This window comes from Planctomycetota bacterium (assembly GCA_016125255.1).
Lineage (GTDB): Bacteria > Planctomycetota > Phycisphaerae > Phycisphaerales > Zrk34 > RI-421.
On the sequence record WGMD01000003.1, the window covers coordinates 87,667 to 112,601 of the forward strand.

The 24,935-nt window shown below is 63.9% G+C and carries 25 protein-coding genes and 1 tRNA gene; 16 read left to right on the forward strand and 10 right to left on the reverse strand.

Going from position 1 to position 24,935, the window contains the following annotated elements; all coding sequences use genetic code 11:
• Positions 1-20 precede the first annotated feature (20 nt).
• Together GC162_05710 and GC162_05715 are read right to left on the reverse strand one after the other, a co-directional pair.
• Positions 21-842 carry a TIM barrel protein gene (locus tag GC162_05710; GenBank protein MBI1368133.1) on the reverse strand — a complete coding sequence of 274 codons (822 nt, stop codon included), beginning with the start codon at positions 840-842 and terminating at the stop codon, positions 21-23.
• A 35-nt stretch (positions 843-877) separates the two neighbouring features.
• A complete protein-coding gene (locus GC162_05715) occupies positions 878-2,182 on the reverse strand; it encodes a PQQ-binding-like beta-propeller repeat protein (protein MBI1368134.1) in 1,305 nt (434 codons plus the stop codon).
• 250 nt (positions 2,183-2,432) lie between these two features.
• Between GC162_05715 and GC162_05720 the strand changes: the two genes are divergently transcribed.
• Complete coding sequence (locus GC162_05720) at positions 2,433-3,323, forward strand: diguanylate cyclase (protein ID MBI1368135.1); 891 nt, start codon at positions 2,433-2,435, stop codon at positions 3,321-3,323.
• A 47-nt stretch (positions 3,324-3,370) separates the two neighbouring features.
• On the opposite strand, the gene GC162_05725 is transcribed toward GC162_05720, so the two are convergent.
• Positions 3,371-4,021: a DUF1080 domain-containing protein gene (locus GC162_05725; GenBank protein ID MBI1368136.1), complete on the reverse strand. Its 651-nt coding sequence runs from the start codon at positions 4,019-4,021 to the stop codon at positions 3,371-3,373.
• Between the two features lie 176 nt (positions 4,022-4,197).
• Here GC162_05725 and atpG point away from each other — a divergent pair, with 176 nt between their 5' ends.
• Genes atpG through GC162_05765 form a run of 8 tightly spaced genes read left to right on the forward strand, consistent with a single transcriptional unit; the run spans position 4,198 to position 10,580 of the window.
• Complete coding sequence (atpG, locus tag GC162_05730; protein ID MBI1368137.1) at positions 4,198-5,076, forward strand: ATP synthase F1 subunit gamma; 879 nt, start codon at positions 4,198-4,200, stop codon at positions 5,074-5,076.
• Between the two features lie 43 nt (positions 5,077-5,119).
• Complete coding sequence (locus GC162_05735) at positions 5,120-5,743, forward strand: hypothetical protein (GenBank protein ID MBI1368138.1); 624 nt, start codon at positions 5,120-5,122, stop codon at positions 5,741-5,743.
• 2 nt (positions 5,744-5,745) lie between these two features.
• Entirely contained in the window at positions 5,746-6,327 is a 582-nt protein-coding gene (locus tag GC162_05740) for a hypothetical protein (protein MBI1368139.1), read from the forward strand.
• A 10-nt stretch (positions 6,328-6,337) separates the two neighbouring features.
• Positions 6,338-7,075, forward strand: coding sequence for an LPS export ABC transporter ATP-binding protein (gene lptB, locus GC162_05745; protein MBI1368140.1), 738 nt, complete (start codon positions 6,338-6,340; stop codon positions 7,073-7,075).
• Positions 7,072-8,394 carry a hypothetical protein gene (locus GC162_05750; GenBank protein MBI1368141.1) on the forward strand — a complete coding sequence of 441 codons (1,323 nt, stop codon included), beginning with the start codon at positions 7,072-7,074 and terminating at the stop codon, positions 8,392-8,394. The genes lptB and GC162_05750 overlap by 4 nt, the downstream gene beginning before the upstream one ends.
• Positions 8,391-9,065, forward strand: a complete 675-nt coding sequence (locus tag GC162_05755) for a hypothetical protein (GenBank protein MBI1368142.1) — start codon at positions 8,391-8,393, stop codon at positions 9,063-9,065. The genes GC162_05750 and GC162_05755 overlap by 4 nt, the downstream gene beginning before the upstream one ends.
• A 22-nt stretch (positions 9,066-9,087) precedes the next feature.
• The gene (locus GC162_05760) at positions 9,088-9,528 is read left to right on the forward strand and encodes a PEGA domain-containing protein (protein MBI1368143.1); all 441 of its coding nucleotides are present in this window, start codon (positions 9,088-9,090) and stop codon (positions 9,526-9,528) included.
• Positions 9,525-10,580 carry a serine hydrolase gene (locus GC162_05765; protein ID MBI1368144.1) on the forward strand — a complete coding sequence of 352 codons (1,056 nt, stop codon included), beginning with the start codon at positions 9,525-9,527 and terminating at the stop codon, positions 10,578-10,580. The genes GC162_05760 and GC162_05765 overlap by 4 nt, the downstream gene beginning before the upstream one ends.
• Positions 10,581-10,597: 17 nt before the next feature.
• Here the strand turns inward: GC162_05765 and GC162_05770 are convergent, their stop codons facing one another.
• Both GC162_05770 and GC162_05775 read right to left on the reverse strand, forming a co-directional pair.
• On the reverse strand, positions 10,598-11,215 hold the full coding sequence (locus GC162_05770; protein MBI1368145.1) for an acetyltransferase: 618 nt from the start codon (positions 11,213-11,215) through the stop codon (positions 10,598-10,600).
• Complete coding sequence (locus tag GC162_05775) at positions 11,212-11,697, reverse strand: hypothetical protein (GenBank protein MBI1368146.1); 486 nt, start codon at positions 11,695-11,697, stop codon at positions 11,212-11,214. Before GC162_05775 ends, GC162_05770 begins: the two co-directional genes overlap by 4 nt.
• A 29-nt stretch (positions 11,698-11,726) precedes the next feature.
• On the opposite strand from GC162_05775, the gene GC162_05780 reads away from it, so the two are divergent.
• The 5 genes from GC162_05780 (at position 11,727) to hemC (ending at position 16,621) form a co-directional block, all read left to right on the forward strand.
• Positions 11,727-12,626: a hypothetical protein gene (locus GC162_05780; GenBank protein ID MBI1368147.1), complete on the forward strand. Its 900-nt coding sequence runs from the start codon at positions 11,727-11,729 to the stop codon at positions 12,624-12,626.
• Positions 12,590-14,344, forward strand: coding sequence for a sigma-70 family RNA polymerase sigma factor (locus GC162_05785; GenBank protein MBI1368148.1), 1,755 nt, complete (start codon positions 12,590-12,592; stop codon positions 14,342-14,344). The genes GC162_05780 and GC162_05785 overlap by 37 nt, the downstream gene beginning before the upstream one ends.
• Before the next feature lie 72 nt (positions 14,345-14,416).
• Positions 14,417-14,689 (forward strand): hypothetical protein, encoded by a 273-nt coding sequence (locus GC162_05790; protein ID MBI1368149.1) that lies wholly within the window; start codon positions 14,417-14,419, stop codon positions 14,687-14,689.
• Positions 14,690-14,922: 233 nt separating this feature from the next.
• Positions 14,923-15,399 (forward strand): hypothetical protein, encoded by a 477-nt coding sequence (locus GC162_05795; protein MBI1368150.1) that lies wholly within the window; start codon positions 14,923-14,925, stop codon positions 15,397-15,399.
• A gap of 253 nt (positions 15,400-15,652) precedes the next feature.
• Positions 15,653-16,621 carry a hydroxymethylbilane synthase gene (hemC, locus tag GC162_05800; GenBank protein MBI1368151.1) on the forward strand — a complete coding sequence of 323 codons (969 nt, stop codon included), beginning with the start codon at positions 15,653-15,655 and terminating at the stop codon, positions 16,619-16,621.
• Between the two features lie 6 nt (positions 16,622-16,627).
• Here hemC and GC162_05805 read toward each other — a convergent pair whose 3' ends face one another.
• The 4 genes from GC162_05805 to GC162_05820 all read right to left on the reverse strand — a co-directional run bounded on the left by GC162_05805 (position 16,628) and on the right by GC162_05820 (position 22,205).
• Positions 16,628-17,806: a rod shape-determining protein RodA gene (locus GC162_05805; protein MBI1368152.1), complete on the reverse strand. Its 1,179-nt coding sequence runs from the start codon at positions 17,804-17,806 to the stop codon at positions 16,628-16,630.
• Positions 17,803-20,007 carry a hypothetical protein gene (locus GC162_05810; protein ID MBI1368153.1) on the reverse strand — a complete coding sequence of 735 codons (2,205 nt, stop codon included), beginning with the start codon at positions 20,005-20,007 and terminating at the stop codon, positions 17,803-17,805. The genes GC162_05805 and GC162_05810 overlap by 4 nt, the downstream gene beginning before the upstream one ends.
• A 235-nt stretch (positions 20,008-20,242) precedes the next feature.
• Positions 20,243-21,064, reverse strand: coding sequence for a GTP cyclohydrolase I FolE2 (locus GC162_05815; GenBank protein ID MBI1368154.1), 822 nt, complete (start codon positions 21,062-21,064; stop codon positions 20,243-20,245).
• 145 nt (positions 21,065-21,209) lie between these two features.
• Positions 21,210-22,205, reverse strand: a complete 996-nt coding sequence (locus tag GC162_05820) for a hypothetical protein (GenBank protein ID MBI1368155.1) — start codon at positions 22,203-22,205, stop codon at positions 21,210-21,212.
• 84 nt (positions 22,206-22,289) lie between these two features.
• Between GC162_05820 and GC162_05825 the strand changes: the two genes are divergently transcribed.
• Positions 22,290-22,375, forward strand: a tRNA-Leu gene (locus GC162_05825).
• 93 nt (positions 22,376-22,468) lie between these two features.
• Here GC162_05825 and GC162_05830 read toward each other — a convergent pair.
• Positions 22,469-23,251, reverse strand: a complete 783-nt coding sequence (locus tag GC162_05830) for a 3-ketoacyl-ACP reductase (GenBank protein MBI1368156.1) — start codon at positions 23,249-23,251, stop codon at positions 22,469-22,471.
• Positions 23,252-23,395: 144 nt separating this feature from the next.
• Between GC162_05830 and GC162_05835 the strand changes: the two genes are divergently transcribed.
• A complete protein-coding gene (locus tag GC162_05835) occupies positions 23,396-24,796 on the forward strand; it encodes a sulfatase-like hydrolase/transferase (GenBank protein ID MBI1368157.1) in 1,401 nt (466 codons plus the stop codon).
• The last annotated feature ends 139 nt before the right edge of the window (positions 24,797-24,935 follow it).

The following is a 24,935-nucleotide window of genomic DNA, read 5'->3' on the forward strand; positions in this document are numbered from 1 at the left end:
ACTTCAGTGCCCCCGGTTTTTTATGCGCCGTAGACGCGTCGTAGATAATCGATGCTCTGTCGCGCGATCGTTGGGGCGTCGGGGGTGTAGTCGAAGACTTCGACGCTGACGTAGCCGGTGTAGCCGGATTTTTTGAGGGCGGCGGCGATGGGGGTGTGATCGACGTCGCCCTGCCCGGGGCCGCGGAGGTTGGGGTCGTTGGCGTGGAAATGGACGGTGTGGGCCTTGGACGCTTCGATGATCTGCGGGATGGGCCTCGGCTCGTCGCTCATCGCCTTGACATCCAGATGAAGCTGCACGGACGGGCTGCCCACCGCGTCGATGAGCTTGATCGTCTCGGCGGCGGTCGTCAGGAAGTTCGTCTCCTTCCGCGCCAAGGGTTCCAGCGCGATGACGACGCCGAGCGGCTCCGCCACCTCCGCGATGTTCCGCATCGCGTCGGCGGCGTGACGAAAGGCGTCGTCATACGACTGGCCCTCGGCAATGTTGCGCTGCTTGGGGGAGCCCCAGACCATGATGCGCCCCCCCGCCGCGGCGCAGAGTCGCACGAGATGCTGCGCATACGCCACGGTGCGCTGCCGCACTGCCGCGTCATCGGTGGTCAAATGCAACGCCTCGCCCTTGGGGCGCACCAAAAGCCAGTGCAGACCGACGACTTGAAGCCCGGCGGCGCGGGCGGTGTCGCCGGCGGATTTCGCATCCGACTCCCTCAGCGTGCCGGGGTCTTCACGAAGCGTAAACGGCGCGATTTCGACGGCGTCGTAGCCCGCGGCGGCGATGTCGTCGCAGGTGCGATCGAAAGGCCACTGTTGATAGGTCTCATTGCAGAGCGCGAATTTCATCGCCGCAGGATAAGGCAAACGCGCGGGATCGCCAATCACTCGGCGCTGGCGGTCGATCCGCTGCGGATGTCCAGGCACTTCATCTGCGACTGGCTGCGCACGACCAGCAGTCCGTCCGTCAGCGCCATCGGGGCCCAGATGTCATTACCCCGATCGCGTTTCAGGTCGAACACCTTCGCCCGCGCGATCTCGGTGTATTTGTCGGGGGCGGGGACGGCCATGGCGATTTGGCCGTTCTGTCCGTCAAGGATGATGAGCTTGTTATCGACGAGGATGACGTTGCCGCGATCGAAGTTGGGGTTTTCGCCGCTGCGCCAGACGATTTTCCCGGCGGCGGGATCGATGCAGGCGACGCCGCCGTTTTTCATGTTGTCGCGTTTGAGTGTGGTGTTGGTATTGATGTTGGCGTAGAGGTGATCCTTGTAGAGAATCGGGCGGTGGATCTGCGAGCCATCGGGGAGACGGAACTGCTCGCTGATCTGGTAGTCATCGCCGTTCTTTTTGACGTCGATCATGACGGAGCCGGCGTCGTATCCGCCGGTGATGAAGATGTGATGACCATCGGGCATGACGACGGGCGCGGGGATGGCCCAACTGACCTTGTAGCCGTCGTACTTCCAGATGGTTTTGCCGGTCGCGGGCTCGACGAACAGGAGCATCTTGTCGGAGAAGAGCATCAGGATGCCCTGGACGCCGTTGACGGTTTCGAGCATTGGCGAGGTGTAGTAGTCGCCGCCGTAGTTTTCAGCTTCCCATTTCATTTTGCCGGTCTTCTTGTCGAGCGCGACAAGAGCCGGGCTTTTCTCGGAGGCGGGCGAGACAATGAGGGTGTCCTTATAGATCAATGGCGACTGTGCGAAGCCCCACTTGAGCGGCGCTTCGGTGTACGCCTTGTTGAGGTTCATGTTCCAGACGGGCTTGTGCGATTTGCGATCGACGCAGTAGACGTCGCCGAACCCGCCGACGGTATAGATCATGTCGCCCTCGACGGTCGGGACGGAGCGCGAGCCGGGATGGCTGAGCTGGCCCTTGGCTTCGTAGGCGAAGCGCCACTGCTCCTTGCCGCTTTTGAGGTCCAGCACGCGGAGGATGTCGGTATTGTCCTCGCCGCGGTCCAGGAAGATGACTTGGCCGTTGCTGATCGCCGCCCCGCCGAAGCCCTGCCCGACGTCGAGCGTCCACTTGACCGGCGGGCCTCCCTGCGGCCAGGTCGAGGCGATGTCCTTTTCCGCCGAGACGCCTGTGCGATCGGGGCCCTGAAACTGAGGCCAGTCGGCGGCGACGGCGACGGAGGCAATGACCCAGATTCCCAGGACGGCACAGAGGTGACGTGTACGCATGGCGTGCTCCTTGTGCTTCGATTGTACGTGACCCTTCGCCGCAACGTCCAATCACGTGTTATCCGATTCGGAACGCCGATTCGGCCCTGCGTGAAAATCCGCGGCGGGATCTTGGCGTTGACACAACTCGTCCTTTGATTCGCCCGATATTTTTGGTGTGAGTCGATCGACCCTGCAATCGGTTGAGCCGGGTGAGGTTGCGACGGGTCCTGTCAAGCAGACGGGGGCCTCGGCGTGGCGCGATGCGCCAATGCGGCTCAAACTCGTGCTGATCATATTGCTGGCGCTGGCGGGCGGGTGCCTCGTCGGCGTGATCGAAGCGGAGCTGGGGCACCGCATCTGGCCGCTGCTTGCGGGGCTGGGCGTCGTCGGCGCGGCGATCGTTCATCTGGCCCATCGCACCATCAGCACGCCGGTCGAAGACCTGATCGGCACCGTCCGTCGTTCCCGCCGCATGCAGCGCCCGCCGCGTGCCAACCGCCTGCCGTTGGACCGCCGCGATGAAGTCGGCGACCTGGCGCAGCTCGTTCACGAACTGTCCGTGCAGGCGTATCGCGAGCTTGCCGAGGTCAATCAGCTTCGCCGCACCATCGATCATCGCGTCGAGAAGTCCACGCGCGCCGCCACGCAGCAGCTTCAGCAAATGGCGATGCGCGACCCGCTCACCGAGCTGGGCAATCGCCGGTTCCTGGACGCTAACCTCGAATCGCTGATCAAGACCTGTCGCGAGGCGCACACGGATGTGACTTGCCTGCTCATCGACATGGACAACTTCAAGCTCGTCAATGATCGCCTGGGCCACGCCATCGGCGATCAGCTTCTGACCTTCGTCGCACAGTTGATCCGCGCCCATGTCCGGCGCGAAGACTACGCCATCCGACTCGGCGGCGACGAGTTCCTCGTGCTCATGCCCGGCGCCGGGCCGGATCAGGTGCATCATTTCGTCGAGCAGTTGCCGGCCCTTTTCGCGCAGCAGATGCGGACCGTGCTGCCGCGGGACATGAGCGTGAGTCTGTCGATCGGGATCGCCTCCCTGGGGCGCGACATGGCCAAGAACGGCGCCCATCTGATGGAAATCGCCGACGAAAATCTCTATGCGGCCAAGGGCGCGGGCAAGGGCTGCGCCGTCGGGTTGCGTTGACGCCCGACAAAAAGCACGCCGCGAGCGGCGTCGCTAAACGGGCCGGATCAAAACGGCTTGAACTGGATATTTTTGATGGCGCCGGTCGTCGTGTACGTCGCGATGCCCAGCGGGCGCGACAGGTCGACTTCAATGCGGATGCCGATCTTCTTGTCGGTCGTGTCGACGTTGACGACCTGCTTGTCATCGATCCAAGCGGCGATGCGATGTTTTTCGACGCGCAGCCGGATGTGATACCAGCGATCACTCTGGAAGGACTGCCAGCTTGAGGTTTCGTTTTCGGAAGCGTCGAGGCCGTTGAGACTCGAAAGCCCGACGGTGCCCCCGCCCCATCCGCCGACGATCAGCGAGCACGGGTCGTCATTCACCGGGAACGTCAGGGCGCAGAAGAAGTCGGACCCGTCGACGCGTTTGGCATCGAGCGTGATCTCGTAGTTGATCTTGGCGGGGATCGGCCCGGTCCATGTCACGCCGGTCATCGGATTGCCGTAGGGCAGGATCAGGCAACCGTCTTCGACATGCACCTCGCCCTCGCCGCCGAACTGGGTCGACTTCCATTGCCCGAGCGTTTTGCCGTCGAAGAGACTCACCGGCGCGGGGGAGGGGACGTTGATCGTCCGGCTGGTCTTCGTGCCATCGCAGCAGCCGACAAGGCCCATCGCGAGAAGTCCAGCGGCCAGAATGCGTGTGATCGTCATGATGCGTTACCTCCGGGCGGATTCTACCAATGCCCGTGCGTCCTTGCATGGACTGGGCTTACGCCCCGCCGCCCAATCCCCCGATTCGACCCGCGCTCGACTGGCAACCGGGCTTCGCATGGGCTATCATCTGCGATTCAAACGGCCCGACCCGGCCGACCAGCAAGGAATGCGAAATGGCCCAGTCTCGTGAAATCAAGAAGCGCATCAAGGCGGTGGCGAACATTCAGCGCATCACCAAGACGATGCAGATGATCGCCACGGCTAAATTCCAGGCCGCCGTCCGCCGCGCCCAGGCCACCAAACCCTACACCCGCAAACTCGCCGAGATTGTCGGCGAGCTGGCCGCCGCCGGCGATGGCGAAACCGAGCATCCCCTGCTCGCCGCCCCCTCCGAAAAGACCGGCCGCGAACTCGTCCTCGTCATCACCTCCAACCGCGGCCTGTGCGGCGCTTACAACGCCAACGTCCTCCGCACCGTCTCGCAGTACTTCCGCGAGCGCGGCGAGGCCCCGACCGACCTGCACGTCGTCGGCAAAAAGGGCGCCGCCTTCTTCCGCTTCGCCGGCCGCAGCGTCACGAAGGTACATACGCACTTCACCGACAAGCCCAGCTACGAAGACGTCGAAGCGCTGGCCGAGGAGTTTATGGCCGCGTACATCGCCGGCGGATACGACGCGGTGCGCGTGATCTACATGCAGTTCGTCTCCAATGCCCGTCAGACGCCGCAGGTGCTTCAGCTTCTGCCGCTGGCCAAGCCCGAGGCCGCCGCGGAGCAGACCGCCGCCGGCGTCCGCCCCGTCTATGAATTCAGCCCCGATCCCGCGACGCTTCTGGGCGAGCTCTTGCCGATGTCCGTCAAGAGCCGGCTCTTTGAATGTTTCAACGACTCGGTCGTCAGCGAACAGATCAGCCGTATGGTCGCCATGAAGGCCGCCACCGACAACGCCGGCAAGATGGTCCGCACGCTGCGTCGCCGCTTCAACCGCGCTCGCCAGGCGCAGATCACCACGGAGCTGAGCGAGATCATCGCCGGCGCAGCCGCACAGGGTTGATCCGTCGCCCTGACCGCTCGCCGGATTCCCTCGGGTCCACCTCATGGATGTCTTCATCGACAGCGACATCTTCGCCACCGCGCAATCGAACCTCGGCGCGATCATCACCGAGGCGCAAAAGCGCCTCCGCGCCTCCGGCCGGCTCATCGTCGAGATCCGCGTCGACGGACGTCCCCTGACCGAACGCGAGCAGGAACACCTCGATAAAGCATTGAACGGCGCCGACGAGCTTCAGTTCATCACCGCCAATCCCGTCGAGTTGGGTTTGTCCACGCTTGACGAAGTCGGCGAAGCCCTCCTCGGCGCCCGCGAAGCGCAGACGCTCGCCGCCGAGGCCCTGCGGGCCGACGAAACCGGCAAGGCGCTCGAGCACGTGCGCTCGTCCCTGCTCGTCTGGCAGCAGGCCCAGCAGACGATCACGCAGGTGGCCCAGCTTCTGGCCGTCCCCCTCGACGACCTGCTCGTCGACAAGCGCAGCGTCCCCGAAGTCATCGACGACCTGATCGATACGCTCACCAAGGCCCGCAGCGAACTGCTCGACGGCGACTGGCTCGGGCTCGCCGACACGCTCGGCTACGAGCTGGACGAAGCCGCCGATGTCTGGGCGAAGATGATCGGCATTCTCGCCCAATGGATTCGCGAAGTGCGCGGCCACGCGAGGTCCTGATCATGTCCGTGCACCCCATCGACCGGATCATGGACGAAGCGAGCCGCCGGCTCGTCGACACCGACTACCTGACCTGTGAACAGCTCTGCACCGAAGCGCTGGCGCTGGCCCGAGCCGCAGGCGACTTCGATCGCTACGCCCGCATTCTCATGCCGCTTCAGGAAGCACGCCGCATGCGCCGCCAGACCGCGGCGGACGCCGGCGTGTTCGTCCTGACCGGCAAGCGTCTCACCGCCGCGCAGGTCCTCGATGAACATCGCATCGGCTGCCTCATGCTCACCGACCCGCCCTACCGTGCCGACGATGCACAGGCGATCCGCCGGCTCGCCCGTCAGCGCGGGCTGATGGTCGAAGTGCTCGTGCTCGACGGCCCGCGCCTGCGGCAGGCGTTCGAGCAGCAGATGGAGCGCGAAGGCGACGCCGCGCTCGCCGCCATCGATCCGCATCAACCACTCGTCAATCAGATCGACGCGCTTGCCGCCGCGCTCGACGAGATCGGCGATCATGAAATCGCCCACCAGCGCCTTGCCCAGCTCGCCAGACAAGCCGACCGCGCCGCCGCATCGTCGACCCAAAACGGATAAACTCGCCCGCATGGTCATTCTCAAAGTTCAAAACCTCATCAAGAAATACGGCGGGCGCACCGTCGTCGACGGCGTCTCGTTTCTCGTGCGCCAGGGCGAAATCGTCGGCCTGCTCGGACGCAACGGGGCCGGCAAGACCACCAGCTTCCGCATGACCATCGGCATGGTCACACCCAACGACGGACAGGTCGTCTTCGAAGGTCACGATGTCAGTCGCCTGCCGATGTACAAACGGGCCCGGCTGGGCATGGGCTACCTCTCACAGGACCCGAGCGTGTTCCAGCGCCTGACCGTCGAGCAGAATCTGTTGGCGATTCTCGAAACGCGCCCCTTGAGCCGCAGCGATCAGCGCGCGGCGGCCGAGCGGCTCATGAATCAGTTCGGACTCGCCAAACTCCGCACGCAGCACGCGCGAACATTATCCGGCGGAGAGCGCAGAAAACTCGAGATCGCCCGCGCGCTCATCACCGAGCCGTCGCTGATCCTGCTCGATGAGCCGTTCAGCGGCGTCGACCCGGTGGCCGTCGAGGAGCTTCAGATCGAAATCCGCCGACTCCGCGACGAGGAGAATATCGCCATTTTGATCACGGACCATAACGTGGAGCGGACGTTGGAAGTGTGCGACCGCTCGTATATCATTCATGAGGGGAAAGTTCTGCGTGAAGGCACACCTCGCGATTTAGTGAATGACGAACTTGTCCGAAAGGTTTATTTAGGACAGACTTTCAAAGGTGACGAATTCGATTGAACCTGCGCACCCTGCTGATCCCTGTTTTCGTGACGCTTAGCTCGGCGGCATGCCTCGCCGGGAAACCCGCGAGCACGACAGCGGACCTCCTTCAGCAGCGCTCCTTCCAGATGCTCTGGAACACCGCGGACCCCGACACCGGACTCGTCGCCGACGCGGTCGATTTCAAAACCGGCAAACCCGTCAGTTGGTCGTCGATCGCCGGCGTGGGCTTCATGCTCGCGTCCCTGCCCATCGGCGTCGAACGGGGATGGGTTCCACTCGACGACGCCCGCCAGCGCGCCAAGCTGGTGCTCACGAACCTCCTCGAAACCGCTCCGCATCAGCACGGCTGGCTCTACCACTTCATCGACATGCATACCCTCGCCCGCGCCGGGGCCAGCGAAGTCTCGTCGATGGACACCGCGCTGCTCGTCGCCGGGGCGCTCGTCGCCGGTCAATACTTCGACGGCGACGTCCGCTCGCTCGCCGACGACCTCTATCACCGCGTCGACTTTCCGTGGATGCTCACCGACGGCGGCGCCAAGCCGCACGCCCGCACGTTCAATCACGCATGGACCGACGAGCACGGGTTCAGCCCCTACCGATACAACCAGTACTGCGAAATCATGGTGCTCTATCAACTGGGCATCGGCTCGCCCACGCATCCCGTTCCCCCCGACTGCTGGGAGGCCTTCGACCGCCCGACGAGCACCTACGACGGCGTGACCACCTTCGCCATCGGCCCCCTGTTCACCCACGAATTCAGCCATCTGTTCATCGACTTCCGCAACCAGCGCGATCCCCTCGGCTACAACTACTTCACCGCCTCCGTCAACGCCGTCCGCATCGACCGCGCCTACTGCATCCAGCGCAGCGCGACCTTCCGCACGTTCGACAAGAACATCTGGGGACTGAGCGCCTGCCTCGGCCCCAATGGGTACACCGCCTACGGGCGTCACGACGATCGCGATGACACCGATGGCACCGTCGCGCCCTGGGCCGCCGCCGCCGCCATCATGTTCTGCCCCGATCTGACGGAATCCGCGCTCGACGATCTGCGCGAAAAATACGGCGACAAGGTCTTCGGCGCGTACGGGCTCGTCGAATCGTTCAACATCGACCGCGGCTGGTTCAGCCCGCGCATCACGACGCTCGACGCCGGCGCCGCCGTCATCGCCATCGAAAATCATCGCAGCGGGCTGATCTGGAAATCGTACATGGCCCAGCCCGATGTGCGGCAGTCGATGGAGCGCATCGGCTTCGTCGCCGACGAGCGCGATGATTTTTACATCCGCCCCGCCGTCGCTCAGAACACTGAGTCGGCCACCGCCCCATGAACGCCCCCGCCCCGGCCGCGCAGGCCATGCAGTCCGCCGCCGTGCTTTACCTGCCCGGTATGGCCGGCATGTTGCGCCGCGATGTGCGGTTCTGTGAGGCGATCCGCGAAGCGGGCATCGAACAGGTCCATGCGGAGAACTGGGTGCGCTGGCCGTGGGTCTTGCAGGTACTCAATCTGCGGGACGCGAAACGGCATCGCGAGATCGGCAAGCGGCTCGCCGGCGAATGGGCCGGGCGCGGCGAGCGCCTATACGTAATTGGCCACTCCACCGGCGCGGCCGTCGCGCTGCGCCTGCTCGAGGCGCTCAACGAAATGCCCATCGCGCAGACGTGGCTGCTCGCCGCCGCGGTGAGTCGGGACTATGACCTTCGCCCGGCGATGGAGCACACGGCGAGTCTGTTCAATCTGTTCTCGAAGCGCGATGTGTTTCATCTGTGCGTCGGCACCAGCGTCGTCGGGTCGGCGGACGGCGTGCATCGTCCGTGCGCCGGCTTTGCCGCCTTCCGCGGGCCCGGCTCCCAAAGCGATCGGCTCACGCAGGTCGAGTATCAACATGCATGGCGCGAGCACGGACATCGCGGCGGGCATTTGAGCGTTCTGTCGGCGGAATTCGCCCGCCGGATCATCGTGCCGACGATGCGCTTTCAGATGACGCTCGACGGACTTTGACGCGGTGCGCCCCGGTCGTACAATGCCCGCCATGAGTCGAGCGATTGTCAAAGTCGGCCTGATCGTCGCCGCCGCGTGCATCGGCGGATGTGTCGAGCGCACCATCACGCTTCAGACCACCCCCCCCGGCGCCGTCGCCTATCTCAACGACGTCGAAGTCGGCCGCACCCCCGTCACCGTGCCGTTCAAGTTCTACGGCGTCTACGACGTCCGGCTCGTCAAGGACGGCTACGAGACGATCGCGACTTCGCACAAGGCCGACGCTCCCTGGTGGGAAGCGCCGGGCCCCGACCTCTTCGCCGAGATGTTCGGCGGCGATACCCATGTCGATCTTCAATGGCATTACGACATGACCGCCGCCAAACCCGCCGATGAGAACACGCTCCTGGACCACGCCCAGCAGCTTCGCGCGACCTTCCGTGAAGACGGCTTGTCCGGCGAAGCGCCCGTCAAATCCAAATGATGTTCCGCGCCGCTGGTTGCGCTTGCCTGATTTTCGTCACCATCCACGCCGCGCCCGCGCAGTCGATCCCCATCAGCGGGGAGGCCGTGGCGGGGCTCGAAACATTCGATCGTGCGATGACGGACCTGATGCGAACCACGGACCTGCCGGCCGGCGTGCTGGCCGTGTCGCGTCATGGCGTCATTATCTATCAGCGCGGATTCGGCCTGCTCGACGGCAATCCGCTGCACCCCGTCACGCCCGGGACGCCCATGCGGCTCGCCAGCGTGTGCAAACCGTTGACCGCGGCGTGCGTGCGTCAACTCATTGCCGAGGGCAAACTCAAGCTTGAGGATCGCGTCTTCGATCTCCTGCTTGTCGACCCGCCGCCCGATGCTCATCCCGACCCCCGGCTGGCACGGATTACGATCAGGAACCTGCTCGAACACCGCGGCGGATGGGATCGTGAAAAGTCGTTTGACCCGATGTTTCACGATGCGGCCATCCGGGAGCGGCTTCACATCAACCGCGCCCCGACGGCCCCGGACATCATCCGTTACATGATGGATCAGCCGCTCGATTTCGACCCCGGCGAGCGGTACGCCTATTCGAATTTCGGCTACTGTCTGCTCGGCCGCGTGATCGAGAAGGCGACGGGTCAGCCGTACATCGAGGCGATGCGGGCCCGTGTCGCCGCACCGCTGATGATGAGTACGCTCGCTTTAGCCCATACGGAGATCGCTGATCGTGATCCGCATGAACCGGCATATTTCACCGGTAATTTCAAGCTGTACACCGAACGGATGGACGCGCACGGCGGCCTGATCGCCAGCGCTCCCGATCTGCTGCGTTTCGCCGCCGCGTATCAGATCGATGGGTTCCCCCGCCGGCGCGACGCCCGCATCGACTTCACCTTTTTCGGCGCGATGCCCGGCACGTGTTCGATGCTCCGTCAGCGCCCCGACGGCGTCGACATTGCTGTGATCTTCAACAAGCGCGCCGCCGATCTGGAGGCGATCAAGAAGACGTTCGACGACGCGGCCGCCGGTATCGCGCACCGGCCCGAACGCTGAGGAATCTGATGTGATGTTTACGACTTCGCCCGGGCCGGGTTGCCCCGGACGGTGGCGCCGGCGGGGACGTCGCTCGTGACCACGGCGCCCGCGCCGACGATGGCGTCGTCGCCGACACAGAGGCCCGGCAGCAGCACGGCCCTGGCGCCGATCAGGGCGCGGGCCCCGACCGTGCATCGCCCGGTCAGCACGGCCCCGGGGGCGACGTGCGTGGCGGAGCCGATGCGGTTGTGATGCTCGACGATCGCACCGCTGTTGATGATCGCTCCGCCGTCGATGACGGACTCTGCATTGACGACGGCCAGCGGGCCGATGAACACGCCCGCCTCGATCACGGCGCTGGGGCTGACCTGCGCGGAAGGATGCACGACCGACGTGATGTTCGCACCGGCATGGAGCAGGGCTGCGACGCAGCGGCATCGCGCGGCATTGTCGCCGACGGCGACGATGATCCGTGCGTCGAATTCGCCGACCTGATCGCCCGACCCGATCACGCGGAACGGCCCGATGGTCGTGTCGGTCGCGATGCGATCATCGAGAAACCCGCGGACGTGCCATCCCGCCGCCGCCGCCGCGTCCGCAACGACGCGCCCGTGATCGCCGGCGCCGTAGATGATCAACGGTTGCTGGCTCACGCCGGGGTCTCCGCGGCTTCATTCTTCGATTCGCCGTACCGCTCGGCCGTGGCACTGTCCCATTCGACGTGCCCGCGCGACAGCGGCGTCTGATAGAACGCACTGCCGCAACGATAACACACCAGATGCCGCGGCGCGATGACGATCACGACGACATTCGCCACCGCCACCGCCGCCAACGCCGCCACGATCATGCCCAGCGGCGCGTCCGCCAGTCCCCACAACGCCAGACAAATCAGCCCGACGATCAGGACGAAGATGAACCCCGTCAGCGGCGGGCAGGCGCTGCGGCGATACAGATCAGCGCACCCGCACGCCGGGCATTTGCGAAGATGACCCTCATCGTCGATCGCGCGGTCCCAGTCCAGATAATACTCGACCTCCGGCCCGCGCGGATTTTTGGCGTGCACCACCGCCGGCGGCGAGGACGGATTGACCTCCACCCATGCCACGTGTCGCCCGGCCTTGCTGTTGAGCTTCATGCGCATTTCGGACCCAATCATTGTCGGCCATGACGCATACCCGCACAAGCGCCGCGACGGCGACATATCGCCCATCTGTTCATCGGCTACAATGTGTCACGATGTCACAAACGCCGCCACATCGCATCGGTTGCGTGAGCTTTCTGAACGCTCGCCCGCTCATCGAAGGCCTGGATGACCGAGCCGATTTATCGGTCCGTTATGACGTGCCCGCCCGCCTGCTGGCGGATCTGCTCGCCGGCGAAGTCGATGTGGCGCTGTGCCCGGCGATCGACTATCAGATGTCGGACGAGCCGCTGGTCATCGTGCCCGTGGGCGGGATCGCCTGCGACGGGCCGACGCATACCGTCCGGCTGTTTTCGCGCGTGCCGTTCGAGGAGCTGACGCACCTGCACATTGATACGGATAGTCACACCTCGGTGGCGCTGACGCGGGTGCTGTTGCGTGACTTGTATCAGGTGTCGCCCAAGATGACGCCGCTGGTTCGTCTGGCGCCGCTGCGGGCGGACATGGCGGAGGCGCTGCTCATCGGCGACAAGGTCGTGACGCATGCGCCCAGCGACGCGGACTTTCCTTATCAGCTTGATCTGGGGCAGGCATGGAAGGACATGACGGGGCTGCCGTTCGTGTTCGCGGTGTGGATGGCCAAGCCGGGGACGGAGCTGGGCGATCTGCCGGCGGTGCTCGATGCGCAGCGTCAGCTTAACCGCACGCGCATCCGCGCGATCGTCGAAGCGCAGGCCCCGCGCCATGACTGGCCGCTGGAACTTGCGGAAAGGTATCTGGGTCATCTGCTGCGCTACCGGATCGGGGCGCGCGAGCTGGAGGCGATGCAGCGGTTCTGGGCGCGGGCGCACGAGCTGGGCGTCACGCCGCGCTGCCGCCCCCTGCAATGTGCCGCGCCCAGCGGCGAACAGACCCACGCCTGAGCAATATGCCCGCGTTTCTGAGCCAAGCCCTCGACGACCTGACGCACCAGATGGCGTTCACCCCGCCGGAGAGGCGTCGCGTGCAGATGGATCGGGCGGAGGATTTGTACTGGCAGACCGACCCTGACATCGCCTACCCGCTCGACTACGTCATCTACCGCATCACCGGCTATCGCCCCGACGCTTCGCATGACACGATGCTCGTCGGCGCGGCGGTGCGGCGCGATCTGCTGCTGCTCGTCGATCAGCTCAGCGCGACGCTCCAGGAGCGCATCATCGACTACGACCCGCGCCCGATCGATCAGCCCACGCTGAGCCGACAACTGGGTGTGACGGCCAAGACGATCAGCCGATATCGTCGCCAAGGTCTGTTCACGCGGCGGCTGGTGTGGCCTGATGGGAAGCAGCGCGTGGCGTTTTTACCAGGCAGCGTGCAGCGCTTTCTTGCGGCCAACAGCGCGAAAATCGAGCAGGCGGGCAAGTTTTCGCGCATGGACGACACAATGCGCCACAAGATCATCACGCGCGCCCGGCGGATCGCGGGGCGGGTCGAGGTGTCGATGTTCCGCACGGCCGAGCATCTGGCCAAACGCACCGGGCGATCGACGGAGGCGGTGCGCCGGCTGCTTCTGGAAAACGACAAGCGGGATCCGCGTGTGGCGATCTTTCCCGATCACACCCCGCCGCTCTCGGAAAAACAGCAACGCGTCATCCACCGCGCGTACCACCGCGGCATCGCGGTGTCGCGCCTCGTCCGGCGCTTCCGCAAGACGCGCACGGCGATCTACCGCTCGATCAACCGCCGGCGCGCCGCGGCGATCGGACAACTGACGATCCGGTACGTGACGAACCCGATGTTCAATCGGGCCGACGCGGACGAAGTGATTCTCGATTCGCCGGCTCCGGAAGGCGTGATCGAATCGCAACCGGCGGCCCGGGAGACGGACCCGTTCACGCCGTATCTGCCGCGGATGCTCGACGCCGCGCCGCTCAATGCGGCGGACGAACGGACGCTGTTCGTGCGATTTAACTATCTCAAGTTTCGCGCGGACGCCTTGCGAAAATCGCTTGATCCCTATGAGCCGAGCTCGACGGTGCTCGACCGCATCGAGACGTATTTGCGACGTGCGGTGACGATCAAGCATCAACTCGTGCGGTCGAACATGCGGTTGATCGTTTCGGTGGCCCGCAAGCACCAGTCGGCGGGCGGACGGGCGAAGGCGGCGAATCTTTCGGAGATGGTCAGCGAGGGAAGTCTGGCGCTGATGGAAGCGATCGAGACGTTCGATCCGGCGCGCGGCAACCGATTCTCGACCTATCTGACGTGGGCGCTGATGCGGCGGTTCGCCCAGATGGCGACGACGAACGACGCGCGTCCGGCCGACACGGCAGCGAGCGCCGCGCCGGAGGACTGGCCCGAAGCGATGAACCCGGACCTGGCGGCGATGGAGCAGACGCGCAAAGTCGCCGACACGCTCACGAAGCTTCTGGCGAATCTCGACGAGCGAGAGCGGCTGATCATCACGCGTCACTTCGGCCTCTCCGACACGGCCGGTCAGCGCACCAGCGCCCAATCGCTGGCGGAGGTCGCTCGCGAATTGGGCGTCAGCGCCGAGCGCGCCCGGCAGATCGAGCATCGGGCGATGAAGAAACTGCGAGCGGCGGCGGGTCAGATGGGGCTGTCGCTGGATACGCAGGACCTGTTCAACGAACCGTGACGATCGGTATAATGAAGCGGTCCGGTTTCAGCGATCAGGCACCAGCCGGCGAACGAAGTGTTTGTCCGGTGGATGGCTGACGACGGACGGCCGCCTGATGAGGAGTATTCCATGTCTGATGCCATGATCACGATCTACACCGCGCCGGATTTCGCCGAGGCCCAGATGATTCGCGAAGCGCTGGCGGAGGCGGACATCGAGGCGTTTGTCGACCAGACGCCCAGCCCGCTGGACGGACTGAACGCCATGAATCAGGGCACGCCGGTGATGGTGGAGGAGAAGGACGTGGAGGCGGCGCAGCGGATCGTGGCGGAATTTTTGGCGGAGCAGGAAGAACAGGCCTGACCGCGGCGGTGAATCGGGGGACATTGGCGGAGGAATCCGCCGCGACGCGCTTACAATCGGTCGGCTCGAATTTACCCAACTTCCCTGAACGGAAGTTTTTTTTCATGCGCGGGCGAAAACAGGGATAAATGCAAAAAAATGGGACGACATCGGGGCGAAACGTGGGGTATTGTCAGGGTAGTGACCGTGCCGCCCCTGAGGGGAGGGGCGGGCGGTCGTTTCAAGGATTGCCCATGCGTTCGGACGATTCGAACATGCCGCCCTTGCGACTGCACCGGCCCCCGCGACAGTCGCTGACGATTCGATGGGGTTTGCCATCGATCGCCCGGATGGACCCGCGCCCGGCTCCATCGGCGGCGGAATCGGATCGCCGTACGCTTTCAAGCACCGATCCGCGATGGGTGCTGGCGGTACGGACGGCTCAGGTGATGAAGGGAACGATGGTGGGCATGGCGGAGCGCGAATCGCTGATTCGCGCGGGGCGATTGATGGGGCTGTCACCCTTTGAATCGAACCTGGTGATCGCGATCGTGCAGGATCAGGCCCGGCGGGGACTCGGGCCTGAAAACGCGGAGCGATTGCTGAGCTACGTACCGCTGCGGCAGGAAACTTTGCGGTCCGATCGGCGTCGGAGAATATGGCGCATCGCGCTGTGGTCGGCGGCGGCGCTGGCGGGCGAAGCGCTGATCATTGTGAGTTTATTAAGATAGCAACCGAAATCGATTGCATAATTGATCCAAATGTTTCCCGCATGTTTTGGCATTGACTGAGTGGAATCGCGGGGTGATTTCCGTTAGACTTGAGCCGTCGACATTGGGGTGTCGATGGCCCGTGGGGGCAGCGATTGACATTGTTGTGCAAGTCTTGATCCATGACGGTTTTCCCTCAAGCGGAGAATTCCGACACCGGTCAAAACGGCAGGCAATGTTCGTCGGCGGCTAAAATACTTCCGGAGACGGCACGTTGCGACCGAGTAAACGCGATATCATCATCGCCACGCGAAAAAGCCGCCTGGCGATGGCCCAGTCGGAGTCCGTGGGGAAAATCATCAATCGACTCAATCCGCGTGTGGCGCTGCGGCTCGTCCCGATCGAGTCGGATGGTGATCGCATTCTCGATCATCCGCTGGCGCGATTCGGCGGCAAGGGGCTCTTTACACGCAATGTCGAGATGGCGCTTCTGGACGGCAAGGAAGCGGATATTGCGGTGCATAGTTTGAAGGACCTGCCGACGGACGAAACGCCGGCGCTGCGGATTGTGGCCATTCCGTCGCGGGCGCCGGTGCATGATGTGCTCATTTCGCGCGAGGCGCAGCGCATCGAGGATCTCCCGCAAGGCGCGACGGTCGGCACATGCAGCCCCCGGCGCAGGGCTCAGGTTCTGCGTCTGCGGCCGGACCTGAACATTGTCAACCTGCGTGGTAACGTCGAAACACGCCTGCGCAAGGTACTCGAAGAAAAAACCGTTGACGCGACACTGCTTGCGGCAGCGGGACTGATGCGCCTCGGGCTCGTTGAGCATACGCGCAAGCCCATTCCGCTCGATGAGGTGTTACCCGCCTGCGGGCAGGGCGCATTGGCGATCCAGTGCCGGCTCGATGACCATATCACGATGCGCCGATGCGCCCCGCTTAACGATGTGGCGACTTCCGAGGCCGTCTCCTGCGAGCGCCATCTGGCGGCCGCGCTGGGCGCGGATTGTCATTCCCCGCTGGCGGTGCTCGCTGAGAATGCGACAGCGGGGAATCATCAGGTGCGTTTGCGGGCGCGTGTGCTGTCGCTCGACGGCAAGACGTGTCTTGAAATCGACATGACCGGTCCGGTGGGCCGCTCCAAGGTCATTTGCGCCGAGGCGGCGGCTGAACTGATCCGTCAGGGCGCCCGTGAACTGCTCGCCGCCGCGGCGAAGGAAGCGGCGGCGGGCGAAGACTGATTCAACTCACGAGGATTCGACGGCACTTGAGAATTCGAACGACGGTCGGGCCGCCAGCAAGGGACGCCGTGACGCGATGCCGAGAATCAGACCCACCATCGCGAAGTTCACCAAAAGACTCGACCCGCCGTAGCTGATCCACGGCAGGGTCATGCCGGTGATGGGCAACAGTCCGATGGTCATGCCGATATTGACGAAGACCTGCGTGAAGATGATCGTCACGACGCCGACGACGACAAGCCGTGCGAACGGATCCTTGTTGAGCGCGGCGACGCCCAGCGCGGCGGCGATGAACAAGAGGTAAAGCCCCAGCACGATCATCGCCCCCGCCATGCCCCACCGCGCGCAGATCACCGCGAAGATCATGTCATTGTGCGCTTCGGGGAGCGCGTTGAACTTGAGGATGACGTTGGCGCGTTCCTTGCCGTAGCCGACGGCTTCGCCCGCTGCGGCGGCGGTCATCGCCTTGTATGCCTGGTAACCGGTGTTTTCGCGATGCTCGGTGTCGCCCTTGACCTGGCTGATCATGGCGACAATGCGCGCTTTCTGGTGCGGGCGGAGGAGGGGATACATTGCGGGCATGAGCGAGAGGCCCAGCACGATGATGAGCACCAGATGCCGAATCTTCGCACCGGCGGCGAGCAGCATGGCGAAGAGCACGGGCAGGAAGATCAGAGCCGTGCCCAGATCGGGCTCGACGAGAATGAGCCCCATCGGGACGAATGTGATGAGCAGCGGCAGCGTCAACCCCGTCATTGTTCGATAATTCTCTCGATAGCGCAGATAGCGCGCCAGCGCGAAGACGAAGACAATCTTGGCGAATTCGCTGGGCTGAACCTGCAGGAGGCCCACATCGATCCACCGCTTGGCGCCGTTGCGCGTCGGGATCAAAAAGTCGGGCGTACCGGGGATGAGCAGGACGACGAGGAGGGCAAGCGTGATGAAGCCGAGACTGAAGGATGCGTGAGAGATGCGGCGGTGATGCGGGAGCGCGACAATGAACATGACGCCCAGGGCGACGACGGAGAAGATGATCTGCTTGAGGACGACGTTGCCGACCCACGAAGGCGTGGGCGCGGTGTCGATGGCTTCGACGCCGATGACGACGAGGCAGATGGACACGAGAACGCAGATGTGCGCGAGGTTGGGCGTGAGGATCTCACGGATGTGATTACGGTCGATCACAGATAGCCCTCGTCACGAAGGGCGTAGAGGACCTGGTTGGCGACGGGGCCGGACACGCGTCCGCCGCTGCCGCCGTATTCGACCATGACGACGATGATGAACGCGGCGCGCTGGTCGCCGGGGCGCTGGACATGGCAGACGAACCAGGAGTGATCGCCATCGCGGATGATGCGTTCGCCTTCGTCGAGTTTTCCGTTGTGATTGGCGTCCTCGAACTGCGCGGGGGCCTGCGCGGTGCCGGTTTTCGCACGCACCGTCACGCCGGGCAGGGTCAGGATGCGTTCTCGCCCGGTTTCGAGCGTCAGGTGATTGGCGGTGCCGTAGTCTTCGCTGTTGGCGGCCTGTTTCATGCCTTCAAGCGCATTGGCGATGACATGCGGCGGGATGTTCAGATCGCGGCCATCCTGCGTGCCGGCGCGATCGGTGATGAGCAGCGGGCTCAGGTAATATCCGCCGCGCGCCAGCGCGGCGTGCGCCGCGGCGACCTGAATCGGCGGCACGGCGATCGGGCCCTGACCGATGCCCATCATGATCGCATTCGGCAGCGACAGCTCGCGGCCTTCGACATTCCTGCCGTCCAGATTCGGCAGAAGGCCATCGACTTCTTCGGGCAGGCCGAGGCCGACCGGTTTGCCGAAGCCCCATCGCATGAACTGCGTCACGATCTCCTCGGCTCCGAGGTTGCGGCCGCAGGTGTAGAAATAGATGTTGCAACTGCGGGCGATGGCCTCGGACGGGGCGAGCGGGCCGTGGCGTCCGTACTTGCCCTGCTCCGGTCGCCAGCCCCAGCAGCGGTAGATGTTCGGCTTGTCGGGAAGCAGATGACCCTGACAATCGACAACCTGATCCCATCCAAGATGCTTCGTCGACGCCGCCATACAGTACACCAGCGGCTTGACCGTCGAGCCCGGCGGATACACCGCACCGATCGCCTTATTGACCAGCGGGCGATCCGGATCCTTCGTCAGATCGGGATACGGCTCGCCCTCAACACGGGCCGGAGGCAGCGGCGTGCTGACCATCGCCAGCACGTGTCCGCTGTCGACTTCGAGCACGCAGACGGAGCCGAACAGCGGCGTGCCGATGGGCGTGTCCTTATTGCCGTGCCACGCCTGCACCTGCATGAGCCCGAAGTCCGGGTCCATCAGGGCGCGGATGCGCGCCTGCAGCGCCATGTCGATCGTCAAATGCACATCATGTCCGGGCACAGGCGGCGTACGCGTGACTTGGTCCGTGTCCTTGCGGTGCAGGAGCTGACCGCGCTCGCCGCGCAGGCGCGCTTCCTCCGCCGCTTCGACGCCGCCGAGTCCGACGCGATCACCCGGCAAATATCCGCCGAGGTCCGGCGACTCACCCGGCCGATAGAACGGACGCACCTGTTCATCCTCCGCCCACGCATCACGCATCGAACCGAGCACATGCGCCCCGATGTTGTGCACGACGGTGGTGAAATTGTCGTCCGAACGGATCGGCGTCGGCAGTGACGCGCGGCTGATCGTCACATCGACCTCGCGCAGCGGGTACACCCGGGCCTTGGACTCGACGACGTGCAGCCCCGGCAGGTCGTCCTTACGGAGCTTGCGGAACTCGAACGCCACATCGTCCGACACCGAAGGCAACAGCGTGTGCGAGTCGTCTTCCTCCGCCACTTTCACCGCCACCTTGTCGAGTTCGACCGGCCCGCCGGTTTCCTCGGCGCGCCGCTGGGCCTTGCGGTCCCACACGTCGGCCCGGATGGTCTGTACGCGCTTGGTCACCACTTCCTTGCGCCGCTCCAGCTCCGCCCGGTCGATCCCACCGAGCCGGCACATCGTCGTCCACAAATCCTCGAGCCGGGCGTCGAAGGGCGTGCGATACTGATCGATCAGCGATTCGCGGTCGTCGAAGCTCATCTTGGCCCAGGTCGACTTGTAATCGCGATAGGCGATCTTGCGCGCCTGCCGGTACGCCCATTCGCCGGTGATCACGTCGTAGTCGACTTCGATGTCATAGCACGGACGATCCTCCGCCAGCACGCGCCCCTTGGCGTCGTAAATCGCCCCGCGCACCGTCGGCACGAGCGTGCGCGACGACAAGACCTTCTCCGCCTCTTCGCGATGAGCCGGACCCTGTAGAATCGTCAGTCGATAGATCTGCCCCGCCAGCACGCTCGTCGCCAGCGCGAACACGAACATCAGCAGCAGAAGCCGCCGATGAAACATGCTCGGAATTTCACGTTCGAGTCGCTTCACTGTCCTCAGTTTATCGGCATTCGAGCGTGGTTTCGCTACGATTGGCGCTGCATCATCAGATTGGAAAGGAAAGATCGACCACCCAGACGCCGAGGACACAGAGATAAGACAAAGGAACCGATCTGCCGGATGCCTTGACCTCGGTGTTCACGGTGTCTCGGTGGTTCAATGCTTGTGAATTGAAGTGCGAAACATCGCCGTCAGCCTACCGCTTGTCTTTTTCGATGGCGGCGTAGGCGTTGTGGTTGTGGATCGACTCGAAGTTCTCGCTGTTGATCGAGTACCAGATGATCCGCTCGTCCGCGTCCAGCGCCCCGGCCAGGTCGCGCACGATGTCTTCGACGAACTTGGGGTTGTCGAACGCCGCCTCGGTGACGTACTTCTCGTCCGGCCGCTTGAGTACGGAATACACCTGCGTGCTGGCGGCGTTCTCGCAAATGCTCACCAGTTCCTCAATCCACATCATGCCCTTGAAGCGCACCTTCGCTTCCAGCACGCAGCGCTGATTGTGTGCGCCGTACGCGCTGATCGTCTTGGAGCAGGGACACAGACTCGTGGCGGGGGCTTTGACGCCCATGACAAAATCGTCCGCCCCGTTGCTCGTCGCCTCGAAGGTGACCTGATAGTCCATGAGCCCCGGCGAGCCGGTCACGGGGGCTTTCTTATTGATGAAATACGTGAACGCCAGTTCCAGATGCGCCTCGGCAGCGTTGAGGCGTTCCTTGATGTCGTGACAGATCGCCATGATGTCCGTCGGATCGATCTCCTGAGCGTGCTCATTGAGCACTTCCAGGAAGCGCGACATGTGCGTGCCCTTCTGATGATGCGGCAAAGACACGTACATGTTGACCTTGGCGACCGTGTGCTGCTCGGACCCGCAGGGCATGCGGAGCCGAATCGGATACGTGACGTCCTTGACGCCGACCTTGTCGATGGCGATGCGTCGGGTGTCGAGCGACGCCTGCACATCCGACAGGGGCGTGCCAGCAGCGTGATCTGCGGTCCGTGAACTCATCAAAAGCTCCATTGCCTGCGGTCTTTGCGATGCGGAACGCCATCGTAGGGTTACAGAGCGGGCAAGGCAACGAAATGGTGATGTGGTGAAGTAGTGATATGGTGATTTCAGGGAGAAAACGCACCCATCCGCCTTCAAATCACCACATCACCCCTTGTTACGCCGCGGCGGCGTCGGCTTCGTCCATGGCGGCCTGTTCCTCGGCGTGAGTGCGGATGAGCACCTGCGACCAGCCGATGCCGATCGCCGCCCCCGCCACCCCCGCCGAGGCGTAGAACGACGGCAGGGCTTTGGCGGCGTTGACGAAGTCGCCGCTGAAATAAGCCGAGAGCATCTGCGTCGACGATCCACCGCTCACCGCCGCCCAGATGTACCACACGAACGCCGCGATCATCGGGCTGATGAGGATGCCCGACACACGCGCTGTCGGAAACATCTGATGCGCCCCGACTCCCGCGAAGATCCATGCGAACCCGATGCCCCAGATGCACTGCCACACCGCCGTCGTCGGCACCAGCACCCAGCACAGCACCCCGCCGATGACGGCCGCACTGATCGTCGCCAACAGCCACTGGGCCGTTTCCTTGCTCAGTTTCGTCCGCTCGCTGACCTGCTCCACGACCGTCCAGAGGCCCAGTTCCGACGACCCACCGTCTTGGGCCGCCGGGTCGTGCATCGTCGCCGCCGATCGCTCGACGTCCGCCGCCTTGCCGGGCGTGGACTTCATCCATGCGGGCAACATCGGCCCGACCGCCCCTGCGATGGACTGACAGATCCAAACCCCGGCGAACATCAATACCGCCCAGACAATCGACTCGCCCGCCAGCGACCAGTACGCCGCCGACGATTCGACGTTGCGGAGCCATTCGTCGATGCTCCCCGCATGCGCCGCCGGCAGAACCAGCGCCGCCCCGATGACAAAAGGACCGGCCAGCGGACTGCCCGTCGCCCCGGCCAGACCGGCGAGGATCACCACGCACAGGCCCATCATCGCCATCGTCGCCACGGCCGTCGTCGGAGAAGCCGCGTAAAGCAGCGTCAGCCCCGCCGACCCGTCCGCCGCCTGCGCCGCCGGTTGGGCCCCGGCGTAGATCAGCGTCCCGGCCACCAGTGCGACGGCGATCGCAACCCGCTGTTGTATCTGTGGAAACATATCCGGATTGATAGCATGCTCGCCGCGCCCTGTCCACCGACTCGACATTCGCATTTGAGGCGATATACTTCCCTCTCCCCACTCGCCCGGGTGGCGGAATTGGCAGACGCGCAGCGTTGAGGTCGCTGTGGGAGTTAAATCCCGTGCTGGTTCGACTCCAGTCCCGGGCACTCGCCGCTTGCGGCTTAGCACTCTTCCCCAAGAGCACTAAGCCGCAAGCGGCTTTTTTATTCCGCCCCCCCCCGCTCCCAACTCCGAACTTCTCAAAGCCGTCGAATGTGATAGCCCCCGTCCACATTGATCGTCTCTCCCGTCGAGTACGCCAGCGAACCTTCCCCGAGCATCGCCACCGCCTTGCCCACGTCCGCCGCCTCACCCCAGCGCGCGATCGGCAGCATCGCCTCTTCGTGAATCAGCTTCTCGTATTTGTCCTTCACCCCCGCCGTCATATCCGACGCGATGATGCCCGGTCGAATCTCGTACACCCGCACGCCATACTCGGCGAGCCGCGCCGCCCAGATCTGCGTCATCATGTTCATCGCCATCTTCGCCATGCAGTAGTCCGACCGGTTGACGCTGACGGCGTATGCGCTGAGCGACGAAATATTGACGATGTAACGAAGATGATGCCCCGCCTTGTCTTTCGCCGCCTCGATCATGTGCCGCGCCACAAGCTGCGTCAGAAAGAACGGCCCCTTGAGATTCACCGCCATCAGATGGTCGTACCCTTCCTCCGTCGCATCGAGCAGATCAAGCGAACGATTCGGGCTGGTGATCCCCGCGTTGTTGACGAGCATGTCGATCGATCCGAACGCCGCCAGCGACGCCTCGACGAGTTTCGCCCGGTCGTCGGCGAGCGAGACGTCGGCCCCGATCGCCGCCGCCTGTCCGCCCGCCGCTTCGATTTCCTTCACGACATGCTCCGCCCCCTCGGCGCTGCGGCTGTAGTTGACGACGACCGACCAACCCTTCTTCGCCAACTCCAGCGCGATCCCGCGCCCGATGCCGCGCCCCGCCCCGGTGACGATCGCTGAACGTGGTGACATGATCCGGTGGCTCCCTGAAAATCCGTGCCTCTTGATGATCGCATGTTATACTCCAACCCGAGGCCCATCGCCCGCAATAGTCGCCCCGCCGCGTCCGTTGTGACTCACATCCTCGAACGCCCCGCCATTCGGAGATTTCGCCTCATGCGACGCATCAAGCAACTCGCCGCCGCCTTCGTGTTCATCTTCGCCGCCCGTTTGCCGGCCGCGCCGCCGAATCTGATCGTCATCAATGTGGACGATATGGGTTACGCCGACATCGAGCCGTTCGGATCGAAGATCAATCGGACGCCAAACCTCAATCGCATGGCCGAAGAAGGCCGCAAGCTCACGTGTTACTACGCCGCCCCGGTGTGTTCGCCGTCGCGCGCATCGCTGATGACCGGCTGTTACTACAAGCGGGTGCTGCCGATTCCGCATGTGCTTTTCCCCGGCAACGACGTCGGGCTCAACCCCAACGAAATCACTATCGCCGAGATTCTCAAGAAGCAGGGTTATGCGACCGGGATGGTCGGCAAGTGGCACCTGGGCGATCAGCAGGCGTTCCTCCCCACGCGGCAGGGCTTCGACTTCTACTTCGGTCTGCCGTACTCGAACGACATGGGCCCCGCCGAAGACGGGACCAAGAGCAGTCTCGGCGCCCCGCTGCCCAAGGAAGGCAAGAATCATCAGCCGCCCCTGCCCTGGCTCATGAATGAAAAAGTCATCATGCGCGTCAAAGCCGATGACCAGACCACGCTTGAGGAGCGCTACACCGAAGAAGCCCTCAAGTTCATCAAGGCCCACAAAGACGGGCCGTTCTTCCTCTACTTCGCCCACTCCGCCGTGCATTTTCCGATCTATCCCGGCAAGGCGTTTCAGAAGCGCAATCCCAATGGGTACTACAGCGACTGGGTCGAGGAAGTCGACTGGACCGTCGGGCAGGTGATGGACACGCTGCGCGATCTGGGGCTCGACAAGAACACGTTCGTGCTGTTCACCTCCGACAACGGCGGGACGCCCCGGGCCGTCAACGCGCCGCTGCGCGGATTCAAGAACAGCACATGGGAAGGCGGTGTGCGCGAGCCGACCATCGCATGGTGGCCCGGCAAGATTCCCGCAGGCACGTCCAGCGACGCCGTCGTGGGCATGATCGATGTCCTGCCCACCCTCGCCAAACTCGCCGGCACGACCGCCCCGACCGATCGCAAGATCGACGGCGTGGACATCTGGCCCATCCTCGCCGGCGAAAAAGACGCCAAGCCCGCCCATGATGTTTTCTACTACTTCCACGGCTACAAACTCGAAGCCGTGCGCGAAGGAAAGTGGAAGTATCATCTGCTCCGCAAGGAACTCTACGACCTCGACGCCGACATCGGCGAATCGAAGAACATCGCGGCGGAGAACAAGGACGTGGTCAAACACATGATCGAAGTCGCCGACAAAATGGACGGCGACCTGGGCCTCGACGGCACCAAAGCCCCCGGCATCCGCCCGCTGGGCCACGTCAAAGACGCCCACCCGATCATCGCACAAGACGGCGAGATTTCACCGGAATTCAAATGATGCGCTCTTGATGAAAGGGGTGCTGACCGGCGATTGACCAATGTCCAAGGACCAATGACCAAGGGAATGATCAAAGACCCAATGTCAAAGTGAAAGGCCGCAGGCCGTTCTTTCCTTGGTCATTGGGATTTGGTCATTG

Excerpts from the sequence above, each read along its gene's own strand:
- GC162_05710 (MBI1368133.1), bottom strand. The coding sequence starts at position 842 with ATGAAATTCGCGCTCTGCAATGAGACCTATCAACAGTGGCCTTTCGAT.
- GC162_05715 (MBI1368134.1), bottom strand. The coding sequence starts at position 2,182 with ATGCGTACACGTCACCTCTGTGCCGTCCTGGGAATCTGGGTCATTGCC.
- GC162_05720 (MBI1368135.1), top strand. The coding sequence starts at position 2,433 with ATGCGGCTCAAACTCGTGCTGATCATATTGCTGGCGCTGGCGGGCGGG.
- GC162_05725 (MBI1368136.1), bottom strand. The coding sequence starts at position 4,021 with ATGACGATCACACGCATTCTGGCCGCTGGACTTCTCGCGATGGGCCTT.
- atpG (MBI1368137.1), top strand. The coding sequence starts at position 4,198 with ATGGCCCAGTCTCGTGAAATCAAGAAGCGCATCAAGGCGGTGGCGAAC.
- GC162_05735 (MBI1368138.1), top strand. The coding sequence starts at position 5,120 with ATGGATGTCTTCATCGACAGCGACATCTTCGCCACCGCGCAATCGAAC.
- GC162_05740 (MBI1368139.1), top strand. The coding sequence starts at position 5,746 with ATGTCCGTGCACCCCATCGACCGGATCATGGACGAAGCGAGCCGCCGG.
- lptB (MBI1368140.1), top strand. The coding sequence starts at position 6,338 with ATGGTCATTCTCAAAGTTCAAAACCTCATCAAGAAATACGGCGGGCGC.
- GC162_05755 (MBI1368142.1), top strand. The coding sequence starts at position 8,391 with ATGAACGCCCCCGCCCCGGCCGCGCAGGCCATGCAGTCCGCCGCCGTG.
- GC162_05760 (MBI1368143.1), top strand. The coding sequence starts at position 9,088 with ATGCCCGCCATGAGTCGAGCGATTGTCAAAGTCGGCCTGATCGTCGCC.
- GC162_05765 (MBI1368144.1), top strand. The coding sequence starts at position 9,525 with ATGATGTTCCGCGCCGCTGGTTGCGCTTGCCTGATTTTCGTCACCATC.
- GC162_05775 (MBI1368146.1), bottom strand. The coding sequence starts at position 11,697 with ATGAAGCTCAACAGCAAGGCCGGGCGACACGTGGCATGGGTGGAGGTC.
- GC162_05780 (MBI1368147.1), top strand. The coding sequence starts at position 11,727 with ATGACGCATACCCGCACAAGCGCCGCGACGGCGACATATCGCCCATCT.
- GC162_05785 (MBI1368148.1), top strand. The coding sequence starts at position 12,590 with ATGTGCCGCGCCCAGCGGCGAACAGACCCACGCCTGAGCAATATGCCC.
- GC162_05790 (MBI1368149.1), top strand. The coding sequence starts at position 14,417 with ATGGCTGACGACGGACGGCCGCCTGATGAGGAGTATTCCATGTCTGAT.
- GC162_05795 (MBI1368150.1), top strand. The coding sequence starts at position 14,923 with ATGCGTTCGGACGATTCGAACATGCCGCCCTTGCGACTGCACCGGCCC.
- GC162_05810 (MBI1368153.1), bottom strand. The coding sequence starts at position 20,007 with ATGTTTCATCGGCGGCTTCTGCTGCTGATGTTCGTGTTCGCGCTGGCG.
- GC162_05815 (MBI1368154.1), bottom strand. The coding sequence starts at position 21,064 with ATGGAGCTTTTGATGAGTTCACGGACCGCAGATCACGCTGCTGGCACG.
- GC162_05820 (MBI1368155.1), bottom strand. The coding sequence starts at position 22,205 with ATGTTTCCACAGATACAACAGCGGGTTGCGATCGCCGTCGCACTGGTG.
- GC162_05830 (MBI1368156.1), bottom strand. The coding sequence starts at position 23,251 with ATGTCACCACGTTCAGCGATCGTCACCGGGGCGGGGCGCGGCATCGGG.
- GC162_05835 (MBI1368157.1), top strand. The coding sequence starts at position 23,396 with ATGCGACGCATCAAGCAACTCGCCGCCGCCTTCGTGTTCATCTTCGCC.